Annotated in this window: 20 protein-coding genes and 1 riboswitch; all 20 genes read left to right on the top strand. The window is 46.7% G+C overall.

The window, feature by feature from the left end; all coding sequences use genetic code 11:
- The first annotated feature begins 9 nt into the window (after positions 1-9).
- The 20 genes from spoVE (at position 10) to ileS (ending at position 24,293) form a co-directional block, all read left to right on the top strand.
- Positions 10-1,110: a stage V sporulation protein E gene (gene spoVE / locus CXL14_RS15580; protein WP_003154430.1), complete on the top strand. Its 1,101-nt coding sequence runs from the start codon at positions 10-12 to the stop codon at positions 1,108-1,110.
- A 116-nt stretch (positions 1,111-1,226) separates the two neighbouring features.
- Positions 1,227-2,318 (top strand): undecaprenyldiphospho-muramoylpentapeptide beta-N-acetylglucosaminyltransferase, encoded by a 1,092-nt coding sequence (gene murG / locus CXL14_RS15575; RefSeq protein ID WP_014417719.1) that lies wholly within the window; start codon positions 1,227-1,229, stop codon positions 2,316-2,318.
- Between the two features lie 25 nt (positions 2,319-2,343).
- Positions 2,344-3,255, top strand: coding sequence for a UDP-N-acetylmuramate dehydrogenase (murB, locus tag CXL14_RS15570; RefSeq protein ID WP_014417720.1), 912 nt, complete (start codon positions 2,344-2,346; stop codon positions 3,253-3,255).
- A 129-nt stretch (positions 3,256-3,384) separates the two neighbouring features.
- Entirely contained in the window at positions 3,385-4,173 is a 789-nt protein-coding gene (locus CXL14_RS15565; RefSeq protein WP_007409710.1) for a cell division protein FtsQ/DivIB, read from the top strand.
- Between the two features lie 549 nt (positions 4,174-4,722).
- Positions 4,723-6,036, top strand: a complete 1,314-nt coding sequence (gene ftsA, locus CXL14_RS15560) for a cell division protein FtsA (protein ID WP_003154425.1) — start codon at positions 4,723-4,725, stop codon at positions 6,034-6,036.
- 35 nt (positions 6,037-6,071) lie between these two features.
- Positions 6,072-7,220 carry a cell division protein FtsZ gene (gene ftsZ, locus CXL14_RS15555; protein WP_014417721.1) on the top strand — a complete coding sequence of 383 codons (1,149 nt, stop codon included), beginning with the start codon at positions 6,072-6,074 and terminating at the stop codon, positions 7,218-7,220.
- A 273-nt stretch (positions 7,221-7,493) separates the two neighbouring features.
- On the top strand, positions 7,494-11,789 hold the full coding sequence (locus tag CXL14_RS15550) for a S8 family peptidase (RefSeq protein ID WP_014417722.1): 4,296 nt from the start codon (positions 7,494-7,496) through the stop codon (positions 11,787-11,789).
- A gap of 216 nt (positions 11,790-12,005) precedes the next feature.
- The gene (gene spoIIGA / locus CXL14_RS15545) at positions 12,006-12,935 is read left to right on the top strand and encodes a sigma-E processing peptidase SpoIIGA (RefSeq protein WP_014417723.1); all 930 of its coding nucleotides are present in this window, start codon (positions 12,006-12,008) and stop codon (positions 12,933-12,935) included.
- Positions 12,936-12,992: 57 nt separating this feature from the next.
- On the top strand, positions 12,993-13,712 hold the full coding sequence (sigE, locus tag CXL14_RS15540; protein WP_007409714.1) for an RNA polymerase sporulation sigma factor SigE: 720 nt from the start codon (positions 12,993-12,995) through the stop codon (positions 13,710-13,712).
- Between the two features lie 140 nt (positions 13,713-13,852).
- Positions 13,853-14,635, top strand: coding sequence for an RNA polymerase sporulation sigma factor SigG (sigG, locus tag CXL14_RS15535; protein ID WP_003154420.1), 783 nt, complete (start codon positions 13,853-13,855; stop codon positions 14,633-14,635).
- 128 nt (positions 14,636-14,763) lie between these two features.
- Positions 14,764-15,561, top strand: coding sequence for an ABC transporter ATP-binding protein (locus tag CXL14_RS15530; protein WP_007611292.1), 798 nt, complete (start codon positions 14,764-14,766; stop codon positions 15,559-15,561).
- Between the two features lie 4 nt (positions 15,562-15,565).
- Positions 15,566-15,670, top strand: a riboswitch (TPP riboswitch).
- Positions 15,671-15,744: 74 nt separating this feature from the next.
- Entirely contained in the window at positions 15,745-17,025 is a 1,281-nt protein-coding gene (locus tag CXL14_RS15525) for an acetylornithine deacetylase (protein WP_014417724.1), read from the top strand.
- A 60-nt stretch (positions 17,026-17,085) separates the two neighbouring features.
- Complete coding sequence (locus CXL14_RS15520) at positions 17,086-17,337, top strand: YlmC/YmxH family sporulation protein (RefSeq protein WP_003154415.1); 252 nt, start codon at positions 17,086-17,088, stop codon at positions 17,335-17,337.
- A 154-nt stretch (positions 17,338-17,491) separates the two neighbouring features.
- On the top strand, positions 17,492-18,328 hold the full coding sequence (gene pgeF / locus CXL14_RS15515; RefSeq protein ID WP_014304972.1) for a peptidoglycan editing factor PgeF: 837 nt from the start codon (positions 17,492-17,494) through the stop codon (positions 18,326-18,328).
- A 4-nt stretch (positions 18,329-18,332) separates the two neighbouring features.
- The gene (locus CXL14_RS15510) at positions 18,333-19,025 is read left to right on the top strand and encodes a YggS family pyridoxal phosphate-dependent enzyme (RefSeq protein WP_014417725.1); all 693 of its coding nucleotides are present in this window, start codon (positions 18,333-18,335) and stop codon (positions 19,023-19,025) included.
- Positions 19,022-19,480, top strand: coding sequence for a cell division protein SepF (gene sepF, locus CXL14_RS15505; RefSeq protein ID WP_007409719.1), 459 nt, complete (start codon positions 19,022-19,024; stop codon positions 19,478-19,480). The genes CXL14_RS15510 and sepF overlap by 4 nt, the downstream gene beginning before the upstream one ends.
- A gap of 6 nt (positions 19,481-19,486) precedes the next feature.
- The gene (locus CXL14_RS15500) at positions 19,487-19,765 is read left to right on the top strand and encodes a YggT family protein (RefSeq protein ID WP_003154408.1); all 279 of its coding nucleotides are present in this window, start codon (positions 19,487-19,489) and stop codon (positions 19,763-19,765) included.
- A 61-nt stretch (positions 19,766-19,826) separates the two neighbouring features.
- Positions 19,827-20,597 (top strand): YlmH family RNA-binding protein, encoded by a 771-nt coding sequence (locus CXL14_RS15495; RefSeq protein ID WP_007409722.1) that lies wholly within the window; start codon positions 19,827-19,829, stop codon positions 20,595-20,597.
- 94 nt (positions 20,598-20,691) lie between these two features.
- Positions 20,692-21,186, top strand: coding sequence for a septum site-determining protein DivIVA (gene divIVA / locus CXL14_RS15490; protein WP_003154406.1), 495 nt, complete (start codon positions 20,692-20,694; stop codon positions 21,184-21,186).
- A 341-nt stretch (positions 21,187-21,527) separates the two neighbouring features.
- Positions 21,528-24,293, top strand: coding sequence for an isoleucine--tRNA ligase (gene ileS, locus CXL14_RS15480; protein ID WP_012117512.1), 2,766 nt, complete (start codon positions 21,528-21,530; stop codon positions 24,291-24,293).
- Positions 24,294-24,313: the final 20 nt, after the last annotated feature.

Raw genomic sequence — 24,313 nt, 5'->3', positions numbered from 1 at the left:
TCGATTGCTTTGACTACTAAAAAAACAGCGCCTGATTTGTTATTAGTTATCATTACGTTATTGCTTTTAACAATAGGATTAATTATGGTCTACAGTGCAAGTGCGGTATGGGCGGATTATAAATTTGACGACTCGTTTTTCTTCGCGAAACGGCAGCTGCTGTTTGCGGGGATCGGCGTCATTGCCATGTTTTTCATTATGAATGTGGATTATTGGACATGGCGCACATGGTCGAAGCTGCTTCTGATCATTTGTTTTTTTCTGCTTGTGCTTGTGCTGATTCCGGGAGTCGGAATGGTGCGGAACGGTTCAAGAAGCTGGATCGGAGTGGGAGCGTTCAGCATTCAGCCTTCGGAGTTTATGAAACTCGCGATGATCGCGTTTCTGGCTAAATTTCTTTCTGAAAAACAGAAGAATATTACGTCATTCAGACGCGGATTCGTTCCCGCGCTCGGAATCGTGTTTTCTGCATTTATTATTATTATGTGCCAGCCCGACCTGGGAACGGGGACGGTAATGGTGGGCACGTGCATCGTGATGATTTTTGTTTCCGGTGCGCGAATCGCTCATTTCGCGTTTCTCGGACTCATCGGTTTAAGCGGATTTGCGGCGCTTGTTCTATCCGCTCCTTATCGGATTAAACGGATTACCTCTTACTTAAACCCGTGGGAGGATCCGCTTGGAAGCGGATTTCAGATCATTCAGTCGCTCTATGCCGTAGGTCCGGGCGGTCTGTTCGGGATGGGGCTGGGCCAAAGCCGGCAAAAGTTTTTTTACCTGCCGGAGCCGCAAACCGATTTCATTTTTGCTATTTTATCTGAGGAACTCGGCTTTATCGGCGGTTCGCTCATATTGCTGCTGTTCAGTATTTTATTATGGCGGGGCGTCAGGATTGCCCTCGGCGCGCCGGATTTATACGGAAGCTTTGTCGCCATCGGTATTATTTCTATGATAGCTATTCAAGTCATGATTAATATCGGCGTTGTGACGGGGCTGATCCCGGTAACAGGAATTACGCTGCCGTTTTTAAGCTACGGAGGCTCATCACTGACGCTGATGCTCGCAGCGGTCGGCGTGCTTTTAAATGTCAGCCGGTACTCGAGGTATTGATCTGTATCTTGCCTCATCACTCATGATTTATTCGTTATCTATAAAAAAACAGACAACATCAATAACCCTGTCCTAAAAAACAGGGTTATCGCTATGTGATTAAGGGGGACATACGAATGCGTATTGCAGTAAGCGGAGGCGGAACCGGAGGACATATTTATCCGGCCCTGGCCTTTATTAAAGAAGTTCAGCGCCGGCATCCGGATGTGGAATTTTTGTATATCGGAACAGAGAACGGCCTTGAGAAAAAAATTGTTGAACGGGAAAATATTCCGTTTCGCGCCATTGAAATTACAGGTTTCAAACGAAAACTTTCTTTTGAAAATGTAAAAACCGTCATGCGTTTCTTAAAAGGCGTGACGAAAAGCAAATCATATTTAAAAGAGTTTAAACCGGATGCCGTTATCGGTACAGGCGGCTATGTATGCGGTCCGGTCGTATACGCGGCGGCAAAAATGGGGATTCCGACGATCATTCATGAGCAAAACAGCCTGCCCGGCATCACAAATAAGTTTCTCTCGAAATATGTTAATAAGGTGGCAATTTGCTTTGAAGAGGCAAAATCGCATTTTCCTGCTGAAAAAGTTGTGTTTACGGGAAACCCGAGAGCCTCTGAAGTCGTCTCAATTAAGACAGGCCGCTCATTAACTGAGTTCGGGCTGAAAGACAATCAAAAAACGGTGCTCATTTTCGGCGGAAGCAGAGGCGCGGCTCCCATTAACCGTGCCGTTATAGATATGCAGGAAGAATTGAAAACGAGACCTTACCAAGTCCTTTATATTACCGGGGAAGTGCATTACGAGAAGGTAACGGCTGAGCTGAAAGGCGGAAAAGCCGCTGATAATATGGTGACAAAACCGTTTTTGCACCAAATGCCGGAGTACTTACAATCAATTGATGTCATTGTGGCAAGAGCCGGAGCGACGACGATTGCGGAGATCACCGCTCTCGGCATTCCGAGCGTGCTTATTCCGAGCCCGTATGTGACAGCCAATCACCAGGAAGTCAATGCGAAGGCGCTCAGCCAGCATGACGCTGCAATCGTACTGAAGGAAACCGAGCTCAGCGGAGAAAAACTGATCGCTGCGCTGGACAAAATCGTCATGAATGAAGAAACCTTAAAAGACATGAGTGAGCGGACAAAATCACTCGGTGTTCCGGATGCGGCAGCCAGACTGTACAGTATCATGGAAGACATAAAAAAATAGAGCAAATGGAATGCGGAGGTTTATGATGGAGAACGTAATTCAGGAATTAAGAGACCGCGAAGTCGGCAAAGTGCTGGAACAAGAACCGCTCGCGAACCATACAACGATGAAAATCGGCGGTCCGGCGGACATTTTAATCATCCCCAACCGTGTGGAAGCGGTCAAAGATATTATGGATATTGTGAAGAAACATGATCTGCCATGGACGGTTATCGGCCGCGGTTCAAATCTGCTCGTGCTTGATGAAGGCATAAGAGGAGTTGTCATCAAACTGGGCGCGGGTCTGGATCATTTGGAGATTGACGGTGATCAGGTGACGGTCGGAGGCGGCTATTCGGTCGTCCGGCTTGCGACTTCCATGAGTAAAAAAGGAATGTCCGGTCTCGAATTTGCAGCGGGCATTCCCGGATCAATCGGCGGAGCCGTCTATATGAATGCCGGGGCGCACGGATCTGATATGAGTGAGATTCTTGTGAAAGCCCGTATCTTATTTGAAGACGGCACAATCGAGTGGCTGACAAACGAAGAGATGGATTTCAGCTACAGAACGTCTGTTTTGCAGAAAAAACGCCCCGGTGTCTGTCTCGAGGCAGTTCTTAAGCTTGAGCAAAAGGAACGGGAAGCCATTACGGCGCAAATGCAGCAGAACAAAGATTACAGAAAAAATACTCAGCCGTATTCAAGCCCATGCGCCGGAAGCATATTCAGAAATCCGCTGCCGAATCATGCCGGAAACCTCGTTGAAAAAGCGGGATTAAAAGGACATCAGATCGGCGGAGCGAAAGTATCCGAAATGCACGGGAATTTTATCGTCAATGCCGGCGGAGCGACTGCCAAGGACGTTCTAGACCTGATTGAGTATGTGAAAAAGACAATCCGTGAGCAGTATGATGTTGACATGCATACAGAAGTTGAAATCATCGGAGGGAATCGTTAAAAGGTTCTCTGATTTACATGGGCTCATGTGATATACTTTTAACAAATGTCAAACGGCATCACAGCATGCCGTTTGTTTTTCAATCAGACGAATGTCAAGCTGTTTCATTCTTAGTGAGGTGGACAGGCAGTGAACCCAAATCATGAAAGAGAAAAAATCGTAAATATTGAAGAGCGGATTCCGAAAATCAAAGAGCAGCGGAAACAAAAAGCAAACCGCCGGCTGATTTCATTCATTGTGCTCTTTTTTATGATGGTGCTGATCATCGTGTACTTGCAGATGCCGATCAGCAAAGTGTCTTCTGTCACCGTTTCCGGAAACGAAAACGTTTCTGTAAAAGAGATCAACGCGCTTTCTGATATACATAACGGACAAACCGAGTTCTGGAGTCTGAACAAGAAACAAACAGAAGAAAAGATTGAGCAGAATAAGCTGGTGAAAAAGGCGGAACTTTCAAAAGTATTTCCTAACAAAGTCAGCATTCACATTGAAGAATACAAGACGATCGCGTATCTGCAGCGACATGATGTGTATTATGAAGTGCTGGAGAACGGCACTGTGCTGCCGAACGAAGTCACGCCGGATGACGCGGGCCCGATTTTGGTTGACTGGACAAACGCGAAAAAGCGGGTCAAAATGGCGGAGCAGCTTGATAAGCTTTCCGGTTCGCTTAAGCAGTCGATTTCTGAAATCTATTATACACCGGTAAAAATGGATCAGGACCGGATCAAGCTGTATATGAACGACGGGTATGTAGTTACCGCTTCTATTAAAACGTTTGCCGGCCGGATGAAGACCTATCCTTCTATCGTTTCCCAGCTGGATGGCGGGAAAAAGGGGATTATCCACTTAGAAGTCGCTACGTATTTTGAAGAATTTAACAAAGGTAAATCCGGCAAGAAAAAAGAAAATGATTAATAGTTCTAAAGAACTAATTTAAAGGCGGTTCAAAAGAATCTATTACAATCAGCGGGGCAGCCGATATAACCGATAGCGGAATCATTATGACTATGTTTGTTTTTGCGCGGGATATGGCTGCCGGACAAGCGGAAAATTCTCAATGCAATGGGCGTGTCTTCTGCAGTGAGCATTACATTTGGAATTTTCCTCCTGTTTCTTCTTTTTTCGGATGTTTCTGGCAATATCTATAGCTTTTCTGGAGGTTCATCTTAGTGTAGACTAAGGGAAAGCGGGTATATTTGCATCTGGATTGCACAGTATGACACCGTGACAAGAAATCTTACGGTAAGGTGGGCCGTCTCTAAAAAAAATAAAAAAAATGCGATATAAAAGAGGATATACATAGAATATAACGAATAGTTTCATTAAACATAAATTGTGAGAAATCAGATAAGAATTTGTTGATGCTGTTGTTTTTGTTACACACTTGTAAAGCCACATTCATTGTATTGTTGTTCCGCAAATAATAGAATAGAATTTGATCGAAATGTGAGGAGGTGCCATAGAATGAACAACAATGAACTTTACGTCAGTCTTGACATCGGTACGTCCAATACAAAAGTGATCGTCGGAGAAATGACAGATGATTCCCTTAACATTATCGGAGTGGGAAATGTACCGTCTGAAGGGTTGAAAAAAGGCTCAATCGTTGATATAGATGAAACCGTTCATTCTATAAGAAAAGCGTTTGACCAAGCTGAAAGAATGGTAGGTTTTCCGCTGAAAAAAGCCATTGTCGGCGTTAATGGAAATTATATTCATATTCAAGATACGAACGGCGTTGTCGCTGTTTCCAGTGAAAACAAAGAAATTCACGTTGAAGACGTCCGCAGGGTAATGGAAGCGGCACAGGTCGTGTCAGTTCCGCATGAGCAGCTGATCGTTGACGTTGTTCCGAAACAGTTTATCGTTGACGGAAGAGACGAAATTACCGATCCGAAAAAAATGCTCGGCGTGCGCCTGGAAGTAGAAGGCACGCTGATTACCGGCTCCAAAACGATCTTACATAATTTACTTCGCTGTGTGGAGAGAGCGGGCGTTGAAATTACTGATATCTGCCTGCAGCCGCTTGCGGCCGGTTCGGCGGCTTTGTCAAAAGACGAAAAAAACCTCGGAGTCGCCATGATTGATATCGGCGGCGGCTCGACGACGGTGGCGGTATTTGAACAGGGGCACCTGAAGGAGACAGCCGTCATTCCGCTCGGAGGCGAAAACATCACGAAAGATGTATCGATCGGATTGCGCACTTCCACCGAAGAGGCTGAAAGAGTAAAAAAACAATTCGGACATGCATTCTATGATGAGGCTTCAGAAGATGAAGTATTTGAAGTCACCGTCATAGGAACGAATCAAAAGCAATCTTTTACACAGCAGGAAATTGCCAATATTATTGAAGCAAGAGTGGAAGAGATTCTTGAGATTGCCGCAGCCGAAATTGAGCATATGGGAATTACAGATCTGCCCGGCGGCTTTGTGCTGACCGGCGGACAGGCCGCAATGCCCGGAGTGCTTTCATTGGCACAGGAAGTGCTGAGGCACAATGTAAGGGTCGCAAGCCCGAATTATATCGGTGTAAGAGACCCTCAGTATATGACGGGTGTCGGCTTGATACAATTTGCCTGCCGAAATGCCAGAATTCAGGGAAGAAAAATAGGCTTTCATATGCCGGAAGAAGCCGTGCAGGAAATCGCGGTCTCTCACGAAGAAGAACATCATCAGCGGCCAGAGGCGCAGCAGCGTCCAAAAGCAAAACAAAAAACACAAGCCGAACACAACAAACCGAGCAAAATGAAAAAACTATTAAGCATGTTTTGGGAATAGATTGATAGTCATTCGGCAGATTAGGAGGATTTAGCATGTTGGATTTCGAAACAAACATAGACGGCTTAGCATCAATTAAAGTAATCGGAGTAGGAGGCGGCGGTAATAACGCGGTCAACCGAATGATTGAAAATGAAGTACAGGGTGTAGAGTACATTGCGGTAAACACGGACGCGCAAGCTCTTAACCTGTCAAAAGCGGAAGTGAAAATGCAGATCGGGGAAAAGCTGACCCGCGGTCTCGGAGCGGGTGCGAATCCGGAAGTGGGCAAAAAAGCCGCTGAAGAAAGTAAGGAACAAATCGAAGAAGCGCTAAAAGGCGCTGACATGGTGTTCGTTACAGCCGGAATGGGAGGCGGTACCGGAACGGGAGCCGCACCGGTTATCGCGCAAATCGCAAAGGACTTAGGCGCTTTGACTGTCGGTGTCGTAACAAGACCGTTTACATTTGAAGGAAGAAAACGTCAGCTGCAGGCTGCAGGCGGTATCACGGCAATGAAAGAAGCCGTTGACACACTGATCGTTATTCCGAATGACCGCATTCTTGAAATTGTCGATAAAAACACACCGATGCTTGAAGCATTCCGTGAAGCTGATAACGTGCTTCGCCAAGGGGTGCAAGGTATCTCTGACCTCATCGCAACGCCTGGTTTAATCAACTTGGACTTTGCCGATGTCAAAACCATCATGTCCAACAAAGGTTCAGCATTGATGGGTATCGGGATCGCTACGGGCGAAAGCCGTGCTGCTGAAGCCGCCAAAAAGGCGATCTCCAGTCCGTTACTGGAAGCGGCAATCGACGGAGCGCAAGGTGTTTTGATGAACATTACGGGAGGTACAAACCTGAGCCTCTACGAAGTGCAGGAAGCAGCCGACATCGTCGCTTCTGCATCTGACCCTGATGTCAACATGATTTTCGGTTCAGTTATCAATGAAAATCTGAAAGATGAAATCGTCGTCACCGTTATTGCGACCGGTTTTATCGAACAGGAAAAAGATGACTCAAAACCGCAGCGCCCGACTTTAAACCAAGGATTGAAGTCTCAAAGCCAAAACGCTGCGAAACGTGAGCCGAAACGAGAAGAAACACAGCATCAAAACACGGCGAACCGCCATACATCACAGCCGGCGGATGATGCCCTCGACATTCCTACATTTTTAAGAAACCGCAACAAACGCGGCTGATGTAAAAAAGGACAAGACCACATGGTTTTGTCCTTTTTCTTTTTTGTGCCAGTCTTCCTTCCTATCCCCATGATCTATACGGTGAAAAAAGCAACTTTATACCTATGACGAATTGATTGTTTTTTAGTTTCATACGGCTTTCTACAGAATGTGACAATATCTGGATGGAAGATTGTCTACATTTAACGTACAGCATCGAAAATGACAAACGATTCCAATTATGAAGGAGGGATACACATTTTATAGGGTGTTACCAAATAAGGGGGGATACGATTGAAGAAAAAAACGAGAAACAGATGGACAGGCTCCGTTTTAAGCGCGATTGTCGTCAGTTCACTGTTGTTTCCGGGTGCAGCCGGAGCGAACAGCACACCGGGGGCAGTTTCTTTCACCAAAGATCTTTCTTCCTCTAAGAGCATTCAGCATAAGATTTCCGATTCAGTCAAGAAGCGTTTTGAAAAAAATGATAAAGTCACGTTTCTTATCAAATTTAAAGAGAAAGCCAATACGAAAAAAGCGGTCAAAGAAGCAGAAAAAAACGCCAAGTCTCAATCGCTTTCCGCAGCAAAAACCGAATATCAAAAGCGGTCAGCCGTCGTTTCTTCTTTAAAACTGGCGGCTCATGATGCGCAGCAGAATCTGAAAACATATTTGGAAAAACAAAAAAAGAAAGGCAAGGCTGATCACATCCATTCCTATTATATTGTTAACGGAATGGCAGTCACTGCTTCGAAAGAGGTAATGGAAAAAGCCGCCTCATTTCCTGAAGTAGAAAAAGTTCTTCCGAATGAAAAACGTCAGCTTACTCAACGACAATCAAAAGCTCCTTTTCAAATGAAGAAAAAACAAAAAGAGATCAAAGCAAAGGAAGGCATCGAATGGAATATCAGCCAAATTGATGCGCCGCAGGCCTGGGCCTCAGGATACGACGGAACCGGCACGGTTGTCGCCTCCATTGATACGGGAGTTCAGTGGGATCATCCGGCGCTTAAGGAAAAATACCGGGGTTACGATCCTGAAAATCCCGCAGCGCCGAATAATGAAATGAACTGGTATGATGCCGTGTCCCATAAAGACGCTCCCTACGATGATCTTGAACACGGCACTCATGTAACAGGGACCATGACGGGTTCAGAACCTGACGGCTCAAATCAAATCGGTGTGGCTCCGGGGGCGAAATGGATCGCAGTAAAAGCATTTTCAGATGACGGAGGAACCGATGCCGATATTTTGGATGCCGGTGAATGGGTGCTCGCGCCTAAAGATAAAAACGGCACGCCGCATCCCGAGATGGCGCCGGATGTTGTTAATAATTCCTGGGCAGGCGGTTCGGGAATGGACGAGTGGTACCGCGATATGGTGAATGCGTGGAGAGCGGCAGGGATTTTTCCGGAGTTCTCTGCGGGAAATGAAGACTTATTTACACCGGGAGGACCGGGTTCAATCGCAAATCCGGCCAATTATCCTGAAGCATTTGCGACAGGTGCGACTGACATCGACAAGAAACTCGCTGATTTCTCACTTCAAGGCCCCTCACCGTATCATGAAACAAAACCGGACATTTCGGCTCCGGGAGTGAATATCCGTTCTTCGATCCCTGGAGGAACATACGAAGGCGGCTGGGACGGAACTTCAATGGCCGGGCCGCATGTGGCGGCGACGGCGGCTTTGTTAAGGCAGGCAAACGCCTCTATTACGGTCGATGAAATGGAAGACGTTTTGACGCGCACCGCGGAAAAGCTGACAGATTCCGTTTTTCCGGAGTCACCGAATAACGGTTACGGCCACGGTCTCGTTAACGCTTTTGATGCCGTTTCTGCCGTAACGGACGGTATCGGAAGCGTAGAAGGCAAGGTCTCTTCTGCGGGCGAAGATCACAATCCGCCCAGCTTTCACCATGAACCGGTCTCAGTGGCTTACAAAGGGGCAAACCTTCCGTTAACGGTTACAGCAGAAGACAATGTAAGCGTAACTGAAGTCATCCTTTCCTATCAGTTTGATGAAGGAGAGTGGAAAACGACAGCCGCCGTTCAAAAAAGCGGTGATGAAAAAAAGGGAACATACCAGGCGGAAATTCCGGATGTAACGGGAAGCAAGATAAGTTATAAATGGACCATAAAAGATTTCGGAGGTCATTCTGTAGAATCTGATACGTACCGGGCTGACGTGAAACCGAGCATTACTGCGGGATACAAAGAGGATTTTGAATCACAGCCGGCGGGCTGGTCCAGTTACGGGACACATGACCAATGGGAATGGGGTACCCCGGGTTCAGGGCCCGGCACCGCATTTTCCGGAGATAAAGTGTATGCGACGAATCTGTCCGGCCCTTATGCCGATTCAGCCAACATGAATTTGGTGATGCCTCCGATTCAAGTTCCGGAAACAGGACGGCTGTTTTTGCAATTTAAAAGCTGGCACAAGCTCGAAGAATTTTTTGATTACGGGTATGTGTTCGTTCTGCCGGAAGGAAAATCAAATTGGGAGCAGGCGGCCGTTTACAATGGTGACTCCGCAGGATGGAACGATGAAGAGGCTGATTTATCTGCGTATAAAGGCCAAAACATAAAGCTCATGTTTAATATGCAGTCAGACGAAGTACTGAATGAAGACGGATGGTATATCGATGATGTCCGGCTTTCAAGCAGCCCTCTCGGCAAGGCGGCCAAAAAAAATAAACACAAAAGACAAACACCTCCCGGCCACCTGAAGAAAAAAGCCGTCAGTCCGAAACAGGCCAAACCGGCAGTGAAATCACCCGGAAAAAGAGTGAAACGTGAAACAAACCTCCTGCCGCTCAGAGCGCAAATCAGTGTCGCCGAGACGGGGAAATCCGTATATTCCGACCCTGCAAGCGGAAGCTACAGCCTGTCACATAAGGCGGGAAGCTATACGCTGAAAGCCGAGGCTTACGGATTTAAGTCCGCTTCGAAACAAGTTTCTATTCAATCAGACAAAACCGCACAGGCAGACTTTACACTGGAGCAAATGCCGTCCGGTACGCTAAAAGGAACCATCACCAATCAGTCAACAGGTAAACCGGTAAAAGGGGCTGCGCTTTATGTGGCTGAGGATGCCGCAATTGAACCGGCGGTGACAAACGATAAAGGGGAATATTCGCTTAAGGCGTACGAAGGCTCCTACACAATCAAAGTAGCGGCAAAAGGCTTTTACAATAGCGAATTTTCTGTTGACATCAAAGGAGATTCTGAAAAAAACGTCAAGCTTAAGCCGTATATCGGTTATGAAGGGGAAATTGCCTATGATAACGGGACGGAAGAAGCCGCGCTGTCATATTTTAAAGCCGGCAGCAAATCTGCCGTTAAGATGACGCTTAAAGACGGAAAAGAACACGGTATGCTGACGGGAGGCCTTTTTAAATTTTGGGGCGCCGACTGGCCTGATCCGGGCGGTACTGAATTTCAAGCAGAAGTATATGATGCATCCGGCCCTGATGGAGCTCCGGGCAGCAAAATTGCCGGCCCGTTCCAAGCTGAAGCGCTTCGAAACGGCGAATGGACCAAAGTGGATCTCAGCTCAAAAGGAATCGCGGTCGGAAAGGATTTTTATCTTGTGTTCCGCCAGACGAAACCCGATCCTTATACACCTGCCCTGTCATCTGATGACGGCAGTCCGTACTCGAACAGAAACTGGCAATACCTTGACGGCCGCTGGTCAAAAGCCGATAAATCAGACGGAAACTTTATGATCAGGGCTTTGGTCGACTATGAAGCTTCTGTGCCTGAGATAACCTCGCCTGAAGATCAGTCATTTACAAACAAGAAGTCAATCACGGTGAAGGGAACGGCTTCACCAAAAACCGCTGTCCGTCTTACCAATAACGGTAAAACCGCCGCAGAAACGAAAGCAGATGCAGACGGCAATTTCCAGGCTGATGTCACACTCACTAAAGATGCCAATCGGCTGACAGCGGCATCTGTGACAGACAGCGGGTCAACCGATGAGTCACGCCCTGTCACGGTCATACTGGATGAGGATAAGCCGGATGTGACGATTGACAGTCCGGCAAACGGTGATAAAACAAATAAAGAAGCAGTGACTGTAAAAGGAAAAGTGCACGACGCCCATTTAAAATGGGTAAAGGTGAACGGAAAAAAAGCTGAAGTAAATAACGGTTCTTATCAAGCGAGAACCCTTCTGGAAAACGGCAGCAATGAGATCAAGGTCACGGCCTCAGATGAAGCGGGTAACAAAACAACGAAAAAGACGGTAATCGATGTCAATTACAATGCTCCCGTCATTTCCGGATTGGTTCCCGGAGCGGATAAGGAATTAAAAGCCGGAGAATCAGTGAAAATCGCTTTTTCAAGCGGAAAGAAATTAGACGCTTCCTTCGTGATCCGTCTGCCTCTGACAAACGCCCGGGCAGGGAGCCAAAACGCAACAGAGCTTCCGCTGAGAGAAATTTCTCCGGGACGATATGAGGGTTACTGGACGGCGACTTCTTCCATCAAAGCAAGCGGAGCAAAAATTGACGTTATCGCAAGAGATGACTACGGAAATGAAACGAGACAGACGGCTAAAGGAAAACTTTATATCAATGAGTAAAAACAGAGCGCTGCCAAATCACGGCAGCGCTTTTTTAGTTGAAGGGGACAATAGGAAATCAACCCTTTCGGCCCTCGACAAATAAAACGGTTATCCCTTAAAAATTGTACTTTACCCTCAACATTAATTGACAGACTTTCCCACAGAGCTTGCTTTATACTTATGAAACAAGAGAGAGAAACAGATAAGTAAGACAAAAGAGGAAAGGGGTCAGATGTGAAAATCTATCTGGATGTCATTTGGCTGTTGAACTTTTGTTTTGATTCTCTTTTGCTTTTATTGACCGCCTTTATTTTAAAACGCCAGGTGAAAAAAAGAAGAGTGGCCGCCGGCGGTTTCATCGGGTCAGCCATTGTGCTTCTGATGTTTACGCCTGTTTCTCCCTTTGTGGAGCATCCGGCGGGAAAAATGGCGTTTTCAGTAGTCATCGTGCTTACGGCTTTTGGCTTTAAACGGTTCCGATACTTTTTTCAAAATTTGTTCGCCTTTTATTTCGCGACTTTTCTCGTCGGCGGGGGAATGATCGGCGTACATTCCCTGCTGCAGACAGAATCAATTGTGCAGCAAGGCGTAATGGTCACAAGCCAGACCGGATTCGGCGACCCGATCAGCTGGATGTTTGTAGTTATCGGATTTCCGGCCATATGGTTTTTTTCGAAAAAGAGAATTGAAGACATCGAGACGAAGTCCATTCAGTACGATGAACTTGTCATGGTGCAGGCGGAATTCAGCGGACAGACAATCCGCGCGAAAGGATTGGTGGATTCCGGGAATCAGCTGTATGATCCGCTGACGAAAACGCCGGTCATGATCCTTTGCATTGACAAATTCGCTCCGATTCTCAGCGAAAAGGAAACGGACCTCATCAAATCCGCCAGTCCGCTTGAAGTGATAGAGCAGCTTGATGATTCGTTCCGCCATGCGGATAAGCTGAGGCTGATTCCGTACAGGGGCGTCGGCCAGGACAATCAATTTTTACTCTGTTTAAAGCCGGATTACGTCACGATTTTAACAAAAGACGAAATGATCGCTTGTGAAAAATGCCTGATCGGCATCAGCACGAAACCATTATCCGCGGACGGTGAATTTGACGGAATCGTTCATCCGAAGATGCTGACAGGGAAGGCTGTAAAACATGTTTCCTGACGAAAAGTCTGTTATTCATCATACTCAAAATGCATTGTATTTAGAAGGGGGAGGAAGATGAAAAAACTTAAGCTGCGTCTGACATATTTGTGGTATAAATGGCTGATGAAACTCGGACTGAAAAGCGATGAAGTGTATTACATAGGAGGAAGCGAGGCGCTGCCGCCGCCTTTGTCTAAAGAAGAGGAGCAGGTGCTCTTATTAAAGCTGCCGAGCGGGGATCAGGCGGCGCGGGCCATTCTGATTGAGAGAAACTTACGTCTTGTCGTTTACATTGCCCGCAAATTCGAAAATACCGGCATCAATATCGAGGACTTAATCAGCATCGGCACCATCGGTTTGATCAAAGCGGTAAATACTTTTAATCCGGAAAAGAAAATCAAACTCGCCACCTACGCGTCGCGATGTATCGAAAACGAAATTTTAATGTACTTGCGCAGAAACAATAAAATCCGTTCAGAGGTGTCCTTTGATGAACCGCTGAATATTGATTGGGACGGAAACGAGCTGCTGCTTTCGGATGTGCTCGGCACAGATGATGATATTATTACAAAAGACATTGAAGCCAATGTGGATAAAAAACTTTTGAAAAAAGCGCTTGAGCAATTAAACGAAAGAGAAAAGCAGATTATGGAACTGCGTTTCGGGCTTGTCGGAGAAGAAGAAAAAACACAAAAAGATGTAGCCGACATGATGGGGATTTCACAATCTTATATCTCCCGGCTCGAAAAGCGGATTATCAAAAGACTGAGAAAAGAGTTTAACAAAATGGTGTAAAATTTTTTCCATCTGACAGCCCTTACTGCTGCAAGGATTGCCGCAGCCGGATGTTTATTTCTGTAAAATGGCGGTGCATATTTTTCCCACCCGAGGAGATACTTAACGTTGTACAGCAGCTCCTAGTGGGAGGGAAAAACGTGTCAAGAAATAAAGTCGAAATTTGCGGGGTGGATACCTCCAAATTACCGGTGCTCAAGAATGAAGAGATGAGAAAGCTGTTTAGGCAATTACAGGATGAGGGCGATGATTCAGCGAGGGAAAAGCTTGTAAACGGCAATCTGCGCCTTGTCTTAAGCGTCATTCAGAGGTTTAACAACAGAGGAGAGTATGTTGATGACTTATTTCAGGTCGGCTGCATCGGACTAATGAAATCCATTGATAATTTTGACCTAAGCCATAATGTTAAGTTTTCAACATACGCTGTACCGATGATCATCGGAGAAATCCGCAGATATTTGCGGGATAATAATCCGATCCGCGTCTCGAGGTCGCTTCGCGATATCGCATATAAAGCGCTTCAAGTAAGAGAGCGGTTAATCAGTGAGACAAGCAGGGAGCCGACAGCAGAGGAAATCGCCAAAGTTCTTGAAGTGCCCCATGAAGAAATTGTGTTTGCCCTTGACGCCATCCAGGATCCGGTTTCACTGTTTGAGCCGATTTATAATGACGGCGGCGATCCGATTTACGTGATGGACCAGATCAGCGATGAGCGCAACAAGGATACACAATGGATTGAGGAGCTGGCTCTGAAAGAAGGCATGAGAAGACTGAACGAACGGGAAAAAATGATTTTGCGAAAGCGCTTTTTCCAAGGGAAAACCCAAATGGAAGTCGCTGAAGAAATCGGCATATCCCAAGCTCAGGTCTCAAGGCTTGAAAAGGCAGCCATTAAACAAATGAATAAGAATATCCATCAATAACGGAAAAAGCCTTTAAACCTTGTTTAAAGGCTTTTTTTATGCGATGGTTTACGTTTGCAAAAAAGTGATGTATTCTAATGTGTAAAAGTTTTTAGAAAATTTAAATAAAACAAACGGGGGAAACTGCAATGATTTTACAGCTGGACAGTGTGTCATTAAAAAGAAACGGGAAATGGATTTTGAAAGATATCAACTGGCGCGTCGAGAAAAACGAAAATTGGGTGCTGTACGGATTAAACGGAGCCGGGAAAACGGCTTTGCTGAATATGTTATGCTCTTATTACTTCCCCACTTCAGGAGAGATGCAGGTGCTCGGCCATCAATTCGGCAAAACAGAGCTCGGTGACAGGCTCAGAAGGAAAATCGGCCTTGTTTCGGCAGGTCTTCAGCACAAATTATATGCCGCGGACTCCGCTTTTGAAATCGCCCTCAGCGGCGCGTACGCCTCAATCGGGCTGTACGAAACTCCGAGTGAGCAAGTAAGGGAAAAAGCGATCGGTCTTCTGAAGGATTTGGGCGCCATCGGTTACGCCGACAGACGGTATGAAACATTATCACAAGGGGAAAGACAAAGAGCGCTGATTGCGCGGGCGCTTATGGCTGATCCGGAACTGCTGATTTTGGACGAACCCGTGACGGGTCTTGATTTTATGGCAAGGGAGCAGCTGCTGGACACGATTACGTCGATCGCCGAAAAAGAAAATGCGCCGTCCATCCTTTATGTCACCCATCACGCTGAAGAAATTCTGCCGGTATTTGATCAGGCGCTTCTTTTAAAACAGGGCGAGGTGTTCGCCTCCGGGAAAATCAGGGACATGCTTTCTGACGAGCGGCTTACAGCGTTTTTCGATATGCCTGTCAATGTCTTATGGAACAATGGCCGCCCGTTTTTAACACGTGCAAAAGAGGCATCATCCGTAAAATAACATATATTCACCCTGGGGGTGCTGCCATGCGGCTGAGAGAGACGTTGTCTCAACCCTTAACGGACCTGATCCGGATCATGCCGGCGGAGGGAAGCGGTGAAAAAGCGGAGGAAGATCCGTTTTTTACCCGTTTCATTTCATGAATGAACGGGTTTTTTGATACAGCCAAAGGGGAGATTTCCAATGCATCAGATTGATATGCTGTTACACCAGGCGGAGAAACGGCGGCACGACTTCATACATATTGCTGAAAGACTGATAGCCTTTCCCACTCCGGCCCCGCCAGCAAGAAATACGGCAGAAGCCCAAAAGTGGGTGGCCGGCTTTTTAAAAGAAACGGGCTGCTCGGTCGATATGTGGGATGTGTATCCGGAAGACCCGAATGTAGTCGGTGTTTTAAAAGGGACAGATTCAAGCAGGCATCAAAGCCTGATTTTAAACGGACACATTGATGTGGCAGAAGCCGGGGGCGAAGACTGGCACTCTGACCCGTTTCAGCCGCTCGTAAAAGACGGCATGCTGATCGGAAGGGGCGCCGCTGATATGAAAGGGGGATTGGCGTGTGTTCTTTTCTCTCTGAAGCTGATCCATGATGCCGGCATTGAGCTTCCGGGCGACCTCATTGTACAGTCTGTAATCGGAGAAGAAGTCGGTGAGGCGGGGACGCTGGAATGCTGCAAACGCGGCTATCACGCGGATTTTGCGGTTGTCGCGGATACGAGCAGCCTGCATATTCAAGGGCAGGGCGGTGTAATCACCGGCTGGATAGAATTGAAAAGCAAACAAACATTTCATGACGGCATGAGGCGCAATATGATTCATGCAGGCGGAGGCACATTCGGAGCGAGCGCCATCGAAAAAATGGCGAAAATCATTGCTGCCTTGGGAGAGCTGGAGCGCCACTGGGCGGTAACGAAAAGCTATCCCGGCTTTGCGCCCGGCACCAATACGATCAACCCCGCCGTCATTGAAGGCGGAAGACACGCAGCGTTTGTCGCCGATGAATGCCGGTTATGGATCACCGTCCACTTTTATCCGAACGAAACGCACGAACAAGCAGCCGCAGAAATCGAAGACTATATTAATCGTGTCGCTGACAGTGATCTGTGGCTCAAAGAAAACAGGCCGGTGTTCAAATGGGGCGGATCTTCGATGATTGAAGACAGAGGAGAGGTGTTCCCGGCGCTGGAAATCGACCCGGACCATCCGGCAGTTTCTGTCTTGGCTGCATCACACTCAGCCGTCAAAAAACAGGAGCCCGTCATTGATGTTTCCCAAACCGTAACAGACGGAGGGTGGCTTTATCATGCCGGGATTCCGAGCGTCATATACGGCCCCGGCGATTTAAAAAACGCCCACTCCGTAAACGAGGAAGTGTCCGTTGATGAGCTTATGGACTATACGAAAATCATGCTGAGATTTATCCTCGGCTGGTGCAGCCGCAAAAAAGATTGCCCGATGTGACAAGGTTCAGCCCGGCCGTTCATATAATAGGAAAAAGAACGGGCAAAGGGCGTGATACGGATGATCAGCATATCTGAATTTCAAATAAAAGATGTGGTAAACGTGTCGAACGGAAAAAAACTCGGAAGCATCGGTGATATTGATATTAACGTGACAACGGGAAAAATTCAGGCGATTATTTTAGGCGGAAGCGGAAAAGTTCTCGGTTTTTTCGGAAAAGAAGAGGAAATGATCATTCCTTGGCGAAATATAGTTAAAATTGGGGAAGATGTCATCTTAGTGCGTGTAAACGAACCAAAGGGGGGAGCGTAATCCTCCCTTCACTTGTAAAAAGCCGGAAATCTCAATGTTTCCGGCACATTTATTTATCTCATTTTTCAATCAGCCGCTAAACGTATGCTTAAAATTGTGTTAAAATGAGTGGGAAATTACGCTTTTTTAATGTTTGTCGAAAGGTTGGATCTCCATGAATACATATCACCCGTTTAGTCTTACCACCCCCTCGGCACTCATGATAGAAGACTGGAACTGTGTGAATCAGCTTAACACAAAGGTCATCGCCGGATTCACGACGAAAAACGGCGGGGTCAGCAATCCTCCGTATGAGTCATTAAATACCGGATTGCACGTCCGGGACGAAGCTCATGATGTTGTGACAAACCGTGAAGTCATAGCGTCCTTATGCGGTACTGATCTGGATTCCTGGGTGTTCGCCGACCAGACACATGAAAACCGCGTCCGGCGCGTGACAGCCGGGGATAAAGGAAAAGGAGCGAGAGACTATTCTTCCGCATTCCGCGGGACGGACGGGCTCTACACGAAAGATGCGAATCTTTTTTTGGCCCTTTGTTTTGCGGACTGTGTGCCCTTGTATTTTTATGACCCGGTGAAATCCATTATCGGCGCTGCCCATGCCGGATGGAAGGGGACGGTCAAACAAATCGGACGCATCATGACGGAACGCTGGGTAAACGAAGAAGGCTCCCGTTTAACAGATATTCAGGCTGTCATCGGTCCGTCCATCAGCGCGGGAAGCTATACAGTCGACGACCGCGTCATCAATGAAGTGCGGGCGCTGCCTTTTACGGCTGAATCCGCCATATGCGAAACGGAAAAAGGCCAGTATCAGCTTGATTTAAAAGAGGTCAACCGTCTTCTTCTGATACATTGCGGCATTCCGGAAGAAAACATTTCAGTCAGCGGTTTATGCACCGAACGAGAGCGTGAACTATTCTTTTCACACCGCCGCGACAAAGGGAAAACGGGACGCATGATGTCCTTTATCGGAATGAAGGAGGCGTAAGATCTTGCGTGTTGCTGATCAATTACGACATATAAACGAAAGAATAAACGAAGCATGTAACAGATCGGGCCGAAGCCCCGAAGATGTTACCGTCATCGCGGTTACAAAATACGTATCAGCCGAAAGGGCTCAAGAGGCCGTTGATGCCGGTATTACAAGTCTGGGAGAAAACCGGGATGCCGAGCTTATCCATAAGCAGGAAGTCATCAAAGGCAGCCCGGAGTGGCACTTTATCGGCAGTCTTCAGTCCAGAAAGGTGAAGGCCGTCGTTGACCGTGTATCTTATATTCATTCCTTAGACAGACTGTCATTGGCAAAAGAGATTGAAAAACGGGCGCAGCATACGGTTCGCTGTTTTGTGCAGGTGAATACTTCGCTTGAGCCGTCTAAGCACGGTTTGAAAACAGAGGAGGTCATCCCCTTTATCAGAGAGCTTTCTGAGTTTAGAAACATTTCTGTAGAGGGCCTGATGACGATGGCTCCCCTGACAGACGATACAGAAACGATCAGAGCCTGCTTCCGGCAATTGCGTGATCTGAGGGATCAGGTGCAAAAACTGAATCAGACAAACGCACCGTGCCGGGAACTGTCAATGGGCATGTCAAATGACTATGAAATCGCTGTTGAAGAGGGCGCAACTTTTATCAGAATCGGCTCTTCATTAGTCGGAAATGAACCGGGGGGTGTAAACAAATGAGCATGAAAAATAAACTGAAAAACTTTTTCTCAATGGATGAGGAGGAGTACGAGTACGAATACATTGAAACGGAGCAGGATCATCCGGAAGAGCATGAACAGCAGAAAGATAAACAGCCTGCTTACGCTCAGAAGCCGCAGGGCAAGCAAAACGTAGTAAGCTTGCAAAGTGTTCAGAAATCCTCTAAAGTGGTGTTGAGTGAACCGCGTGTATATGCGGAAGCGCAGGAAATCGCCGATCATTTAAAGAACAGGCGGGCGGTTGTCGTCAATCTGCAGCGCATCCAGCATGATCAGGCGAAAAGAATCGTCGACTTTTTAAGCGGTACCGTCTACGCCATCGGCGGCGACATTCAGAGAATCGGTTCAGATATTTTTCTGTGCACGCCTGATAATGTCGACGTTTCCGGCACGATTTCGGAGCTTATAAATGAAGACGAACATCAGAGGTGGTAAAGCAGGATGATTCTTTATCAAATTTTTTCCGTTCTGAGTTATTTAATTTACATCTACTCGTTTGCCCTGATCATCTATATCTTTATGTCATGGGTGCCGAGTACGAGAGAAACGGCGGTCGGACGGTTTCTCGCAGCGATTTGCGAACCGTATTTAGAGCCGTTCAGAAGGATCATTCCGCCCATTGCCATGCTGGATATATCCCCGATTGTAGCGATTATCGTGCTTCGGTTTGCCACGACGGGACTTTGGGGCCTATACCGCATGATCGCAATGTATACTTGAATGCGACAGTTTGATACGGGCTTGGCACCAGCCAAGCCTCTTTACATAGAAAGGAAAGAACATGAGCGATATTTACCAGCACTTCAGACAAGACGAGCGGCCTTTTATTGATCAGGCGCTTGAATGGAAACAGATTGTCCTGGACCAGTATCGGATGAAGCTGACTGATTTCTTAGATCCCAGAGAACAGGTGATTGTAAAAGCCGTTATCGGCGACGCCTGCGGTCTTGCGTTTTTCGGAGGATATGACAGAGCTGAGCGCAAACGCGCGATTTTATACCCTGAATATATGGAACCTGAACAGGATGATTTTGAGCTTCGGGCTTTTGACGTTCAATACGCTGAAAAATTCGTCAGCATTGACCACCGCTCTCTTCTCGGATCATTAATGGGGATCGGCTTAAAGCGGCAGAAATACGGCGATCTGATTTTCTCAGAGGAAGCCGTGCAGCTGATCGTCTCCGGTGAAATCGCCGATTTTGTCAGCACTCAGCTGACCAAAGCGGGCAAAGCGCCGGTAAAGCTTGAGAAAATCGAGCTTTCCGCTCTTCACATTCCCGCTTCAGATGTCGAAATAAGGGATGACACGGTTTCTTCATTGCGTCTCGACGCCGTCTGCGCTTCAATGAGCAGGCAATCCCGTCAGAAAGCGCAGGCGCTTGTGAAAAACGGGCTCGTTAAGGTGAATTGGAAAGCCATTGAAGATCCGTCTTATCAGGTTGCTGAAGGGGACATGCTCTCGATTCGCGGCTTCGGACGATGCAGTTTGGCAAAAGTTGACGGAAAAACGAAAAAAGACAAATGGAAAGTTACATTTGAACGGCAAAAATGAGTCGTTTTTTCAGTTTTTTTCTCCATCTGTGCCGTATTTGTTTTATAATGTGAACTAGATAACCGTACTGAAATGTAAAAATGGAGGTGGCAATATGCCATTAACGCCGAATGATATCCATAACAAAACGTTTACAAAAGGTTTTCGCGGATATGATGAAGATGAAGTAAATGAATTTTTAATGCAGGTCAGAAAAGATTACGAAATCGCACTCCGTAAAAAAACGGAGCTTGAGGCGAAAGTGAACGAGCTGGACGAAAAAATCGGCCACTTTGCCAATATCGAAGAAACGCTGAATAAATCAATTCTCGTAGCTCAGGAAGCCGCAGAAGACGTAAAGCGCAACTCGCAGAAAGAAGCGAAGCTGATCGTCCGTGAAGCAGAAAAAAATGCTGATCGCATCATCAATGAGTCGCTTTCCAAATCAAGAAAAATCGCAATGGAAATTGAAGAGCTGAAAAAACAGTCTAAAGTCTTCAGAACGCGTTTCCAAATGCTGATTGAGGCGCAGCTCGACCTGCTGAAGAACGATGATTGGGATCATCTGCTGGAATATGAAGTCGACGCGGTTTTTGAGGAAAAAGAATAATTTTCTGATTTTCTTGACATTCTCCGGCCCGTTCGAATATAATACGTTCATAAATTCAGATGAAAAGACGATTGAAAGGGACCGGCATGACTCAAAACAGGCTATAAAGCGACCCGGGGAAGGTGAAAGCCCGGGATGGCCGGAATCATGCAGATCAGCCCTTTAGTTTCCTTTCTGAACCGAGAGTAGGATAGGACGTTCCATCACGTTACGATGTTCGAGAGGAAAAGACGGATGATCCGTTTTTTCTAAAAGGGTGGTACCGCGAGATAAGCTTTCTCGTCCCTTATGGGATGAGAGGGCTTTTTTTATTTTCTGAAAAATGTTGTGGAGGAATGAAAATGGATTACAAAGATACGCTGTTAATGCCGAAAACAGATTTTCCGATGCGCGGAAATCTGCCGAATCGTGAGCCGGACATGCAAAAAGACTGGGAGGAGCAGGACATTTACCGTCTTGTTCAAGAACGGACGAAAGACCGCCCGAAATTCGTGCTGCATGACGGACCTCCTTATGCAAACGGAGACATCCACATGGGCCATGCCCTGAACAAAATCCTGAAAGACTTCATCGTCCGCTATAAATCAATGAGCGGCTACAACGCACCGTACGTGCCGGGCTGGGATACGCACGGACTGCCGATTGAAACGGCGCTGACGAAAAACAAAAAAGTAAACCGGAAAGAAATGTCAGTAGCGGAATTCCGCAAACTATGTGAAGAGTACGCTTGGAAGCAAATCGAGGGACAGCGTGAGCAATTCAAACGTCTTGGTGTCCGCGGTGACTGGGAAAACCCATACGTGACATTAAAACCGGAATACGAAGCGCAGCAAATCCGCGTATTTGGTGAAATGGCAAAACGAGGCTACATTTACAAAGGCCTTAAACCGGTTAACTGGTCACCTTCAAGTGAGTCTGCTCTGGCTGAAGCCGAGATCGAATATCAAGACAAACGTTCAGCATCTATTTACGTCGCTTTTGGTGTAAAAGACGGAAAAGGCGTTCTTGAAAACGGCGAGCGCATCATTATTTGGACAACAACGCCTTGGACAATTCCGGCGAACCTCGGAATCTCAGTGCACCCTGATCTTGAGTACAGCGTGATTGCAGTAGGTGAAGACCGCTTTGTCGTAGCAAGTGCCTTAGTCGAAAGTGTTGCATCAGCATGCGGATTTGATCAGTATGAAGTGACAAGAACGGTCAAAGGAAAAGACCTTGAGAACATTATCGCTGAACACCCGCTATATGGCAGAGACTCTCTCGTTATGCTTGGTGAACACGTAACAACTGATGCCGGAACAGGCTGTGTTCATACAGCGCCAGGACATGGGGAAGATGACTTTATCATTGGCCAAAAATACGGTTTAGATGTGCTTTGCCCAGTCGATGAAAAAGGTGTAATGACAAGCGAAGCCCCTGGGTTTGAAGGCATGTTCTATGATGATGCAAACAAAGCGATCACACAGCAGCTCGATGAAAAAGGCGCACTTGTGAAGCTTGAATTCATTACTCATTCTTATCCGCATGATTGGAGAACAAAAAAACCAACCATTTTCAGAGCGACAGCGCAATGGTTTGCGTCTATTAAAGATTTCAGATCAGACCTGCTGGATGCCATTAAAGAAACCAAATGGGTTCCTGAATGGGGTGAGCAGCGTTTGCACAACATGGTTCGGGACCGCGGAGACTGGTGTATTTCCAGACAGCGTGCGTGGGGTGTGCCGATTCCGGTATTTTACGCTGAAAACGGAGAACCGATTATTACAGATGAAACCATTGAACATGTTTCTGAATTGTTCAGACAGCACGGATCAAACATTTGGTTTGAAAAAGAAGCAAAGGATCTTCTTCCGGAAGGCTTTACGCATCCTGGCAGCCCGAACGGCACATTTACAAAAGAACAGGATATCATGGATGTTTGGTTTGATTCAGGCTCTTCACATCAAGCAGTGCTTGAAGAACGTGATGACCTCGTTCGCCCGGCTGATTTATACCTAGAGGGATCTGACCAATATCGCGGCTGGTTTAACTCTTCTCTTTCTACAGCAGTAGCCGTAACAGGAAAAGCGCCGTATAAAGGTGTGCTCAGCCATGGGTTCGCACTGGATGGAGAAGGACGCAAGATGAGTAAATCAATCGGTAACGTTGTTGTTCCGGCTAAAGTCATGAAACAGCTTGGTGCCGACATCTTAAGATTATGGGTATCGTCAGTGGATTATCAGGCGGACGTTCGCGTGTCTGACGCCATTCTGAAGCAGGTTGCGGAAGTATACCGGAAAGTCCGCAACACGTTCCGCTTCCTTCACGGCAACCTGTTCGATTTCAATCCAAGTGTCAATGCCGTTGATGTAAAAGATCTCCGCGAAGTGGATCAATATATGCTGATCAAGCTGAATAAGCTGATTGATAAGGTGAAAAAAGCGTACGATGAATATGAATTTGCGGTGGTTTATCACAGCATTCACAATTTCTGTACGATCGAGCTCAGCTCCTTCTATCTTGATTTTGCAAAAGATGTTGTGTACATCGAGCATGCGGATCATCCGGACCGCCGCAGCATGCAGACCGTCTTTTATGAAACGCTGCTGGCGTTAGTGAAGCTGACGGCGCCGATTCTCCCGCATACGGCGGATGAAATGTGGTCTCACTTATCATTTGTTGAAGAAGCAAGCGTGCAGCTGACAGATATGCCGGAAACCATTGCTGTTCCGGACAGTCAAGCGACAGAAGAAAAGTTCGACCGCTTCATGGAGCTTCGAAACGACGTGCTGAAAGCTTTGGAAACAGCCCGTAACGAAAAAATTATCGGAAGATCATTGGAAGCGAGCCTGACTTTGTATCCGAACAAAGAAAACCGCGACCTCTTGTCATCCATTAAAGAAAACATCGCGCAGCTGTTTATCGTCTCAGAACTGACAGTAAAAGACGAAAGTGAAGCGCCTGAAAACGCGCAAAGTTTCACAACAGGAAAAATGACCGTAGAAAAAGCGGAAGGCCAGATGTGTGAGCGTTCCCGCGTAATTTCTAAAGATGTCGGAGCCAATCCGAAATATCCGACATTATCACTGCGCAATGCAGAAATCGTTGAAAAATATTATCAAAAATAATAAATGGGAAAGCGCCCGGT

This window comes from Bacillus sp. SJ-10 (assembly GCF_002843505.1).
GTDB lineage: Bacteria > Bacillota > Bacilli > Bacillales > Bacillaceae > Bacillus > Bacillus velezensis.
This window is presented reverse-complemented; position numbering and strand designations above follow the sequence as displayed.

Coding starts and splice junctions, on each gene's coding strand:
- CXL14_RS15525 (WP_014417724.1), top strand. CDS start 15,745: ATGCATCAGATTGATATGCTGTTACACCAGGCGGAGAAACGGCGGCAC.
- ileS (WP_012117512.1), top strand. CDS start 21,528: ATGGATTACAAAGATACGCTGTTAATGCCGAAAACAGATTTTCCGATG.
- CXL14_RS15500 (WP_003154408.1), top strand. CDS start 19,487: ATGATTCTTTATCAAATTTTTTCCGTTCTGAGTTATTTAATTTACATC.
- CXL14_RS15495 (WP_007409722.1), top strand. CDS start 19,827: ATGAGCGATATTTACCAGCACTTCAGACAAGACGAGCGGCCTTTTATT.
- ftsZ (WP_014417721.1), top strand. CDS start 6,072: ATGTTGGATTTCGAAACAAACATAGACGGCTTAGCATCAATTAAAGTA.
- CXL14_RS15530 (WP_007611292.1), top strand. CDS start 14,764: ATGATTTTACAGCTGGACAGTGTGTCATTAAAAAGAAACGGGAAATGG.
- sigE (WP_007409714.1), top strand. CDS start 12,993: ATGAAAAAACTTAAGCTGCGTCTGACATATTTGTGGTATAAATGGCTG.
- divIVA (WP_003154406.1), top strand. CDS start 20,692: ATGCCATTAACGCCGAATGATATCCATAACAAAACGTTTACAAAAGGT.
- murG (WP_014417719.1), top strand. CDS start 1,227: ATGCGTATTGCAGTAAGCGGAGGCGGAACCGGAGGACATATTTATCCG.
- CXL14_RS15520 (WP_003154415.1), top strand. CDS start 17,086: ATGATCAGCATATCTGAATTTCAAATAAAAGATGTGGTAAACGTGTCG.
- murB (WP_014417720.1), top strand. CDS start 2,344: ATGGAGAACGTAATTCAGGAATTAAGAGACCGCGAAGTCGGCAAAGTG.
- sepF (WP_007409719.1), top strand. CDS start 19,022: ATGAGCATGAAAAATAAACTGAAAAACTTTTTCTCAATGGATGAGGAG.
- pgeF (WP_014304972.1), top strand. CDS start 17,492: ATGAATACATATCACCCGTTTAGTCTTACCACCCCCTCGGCACTCATG.
- ftsA (WP_003154425.1), top strand. CDS start 4,723: ATGAACAACAATGAACTTTACGTCAGTCTTGACATCGGTACGTCCAAT.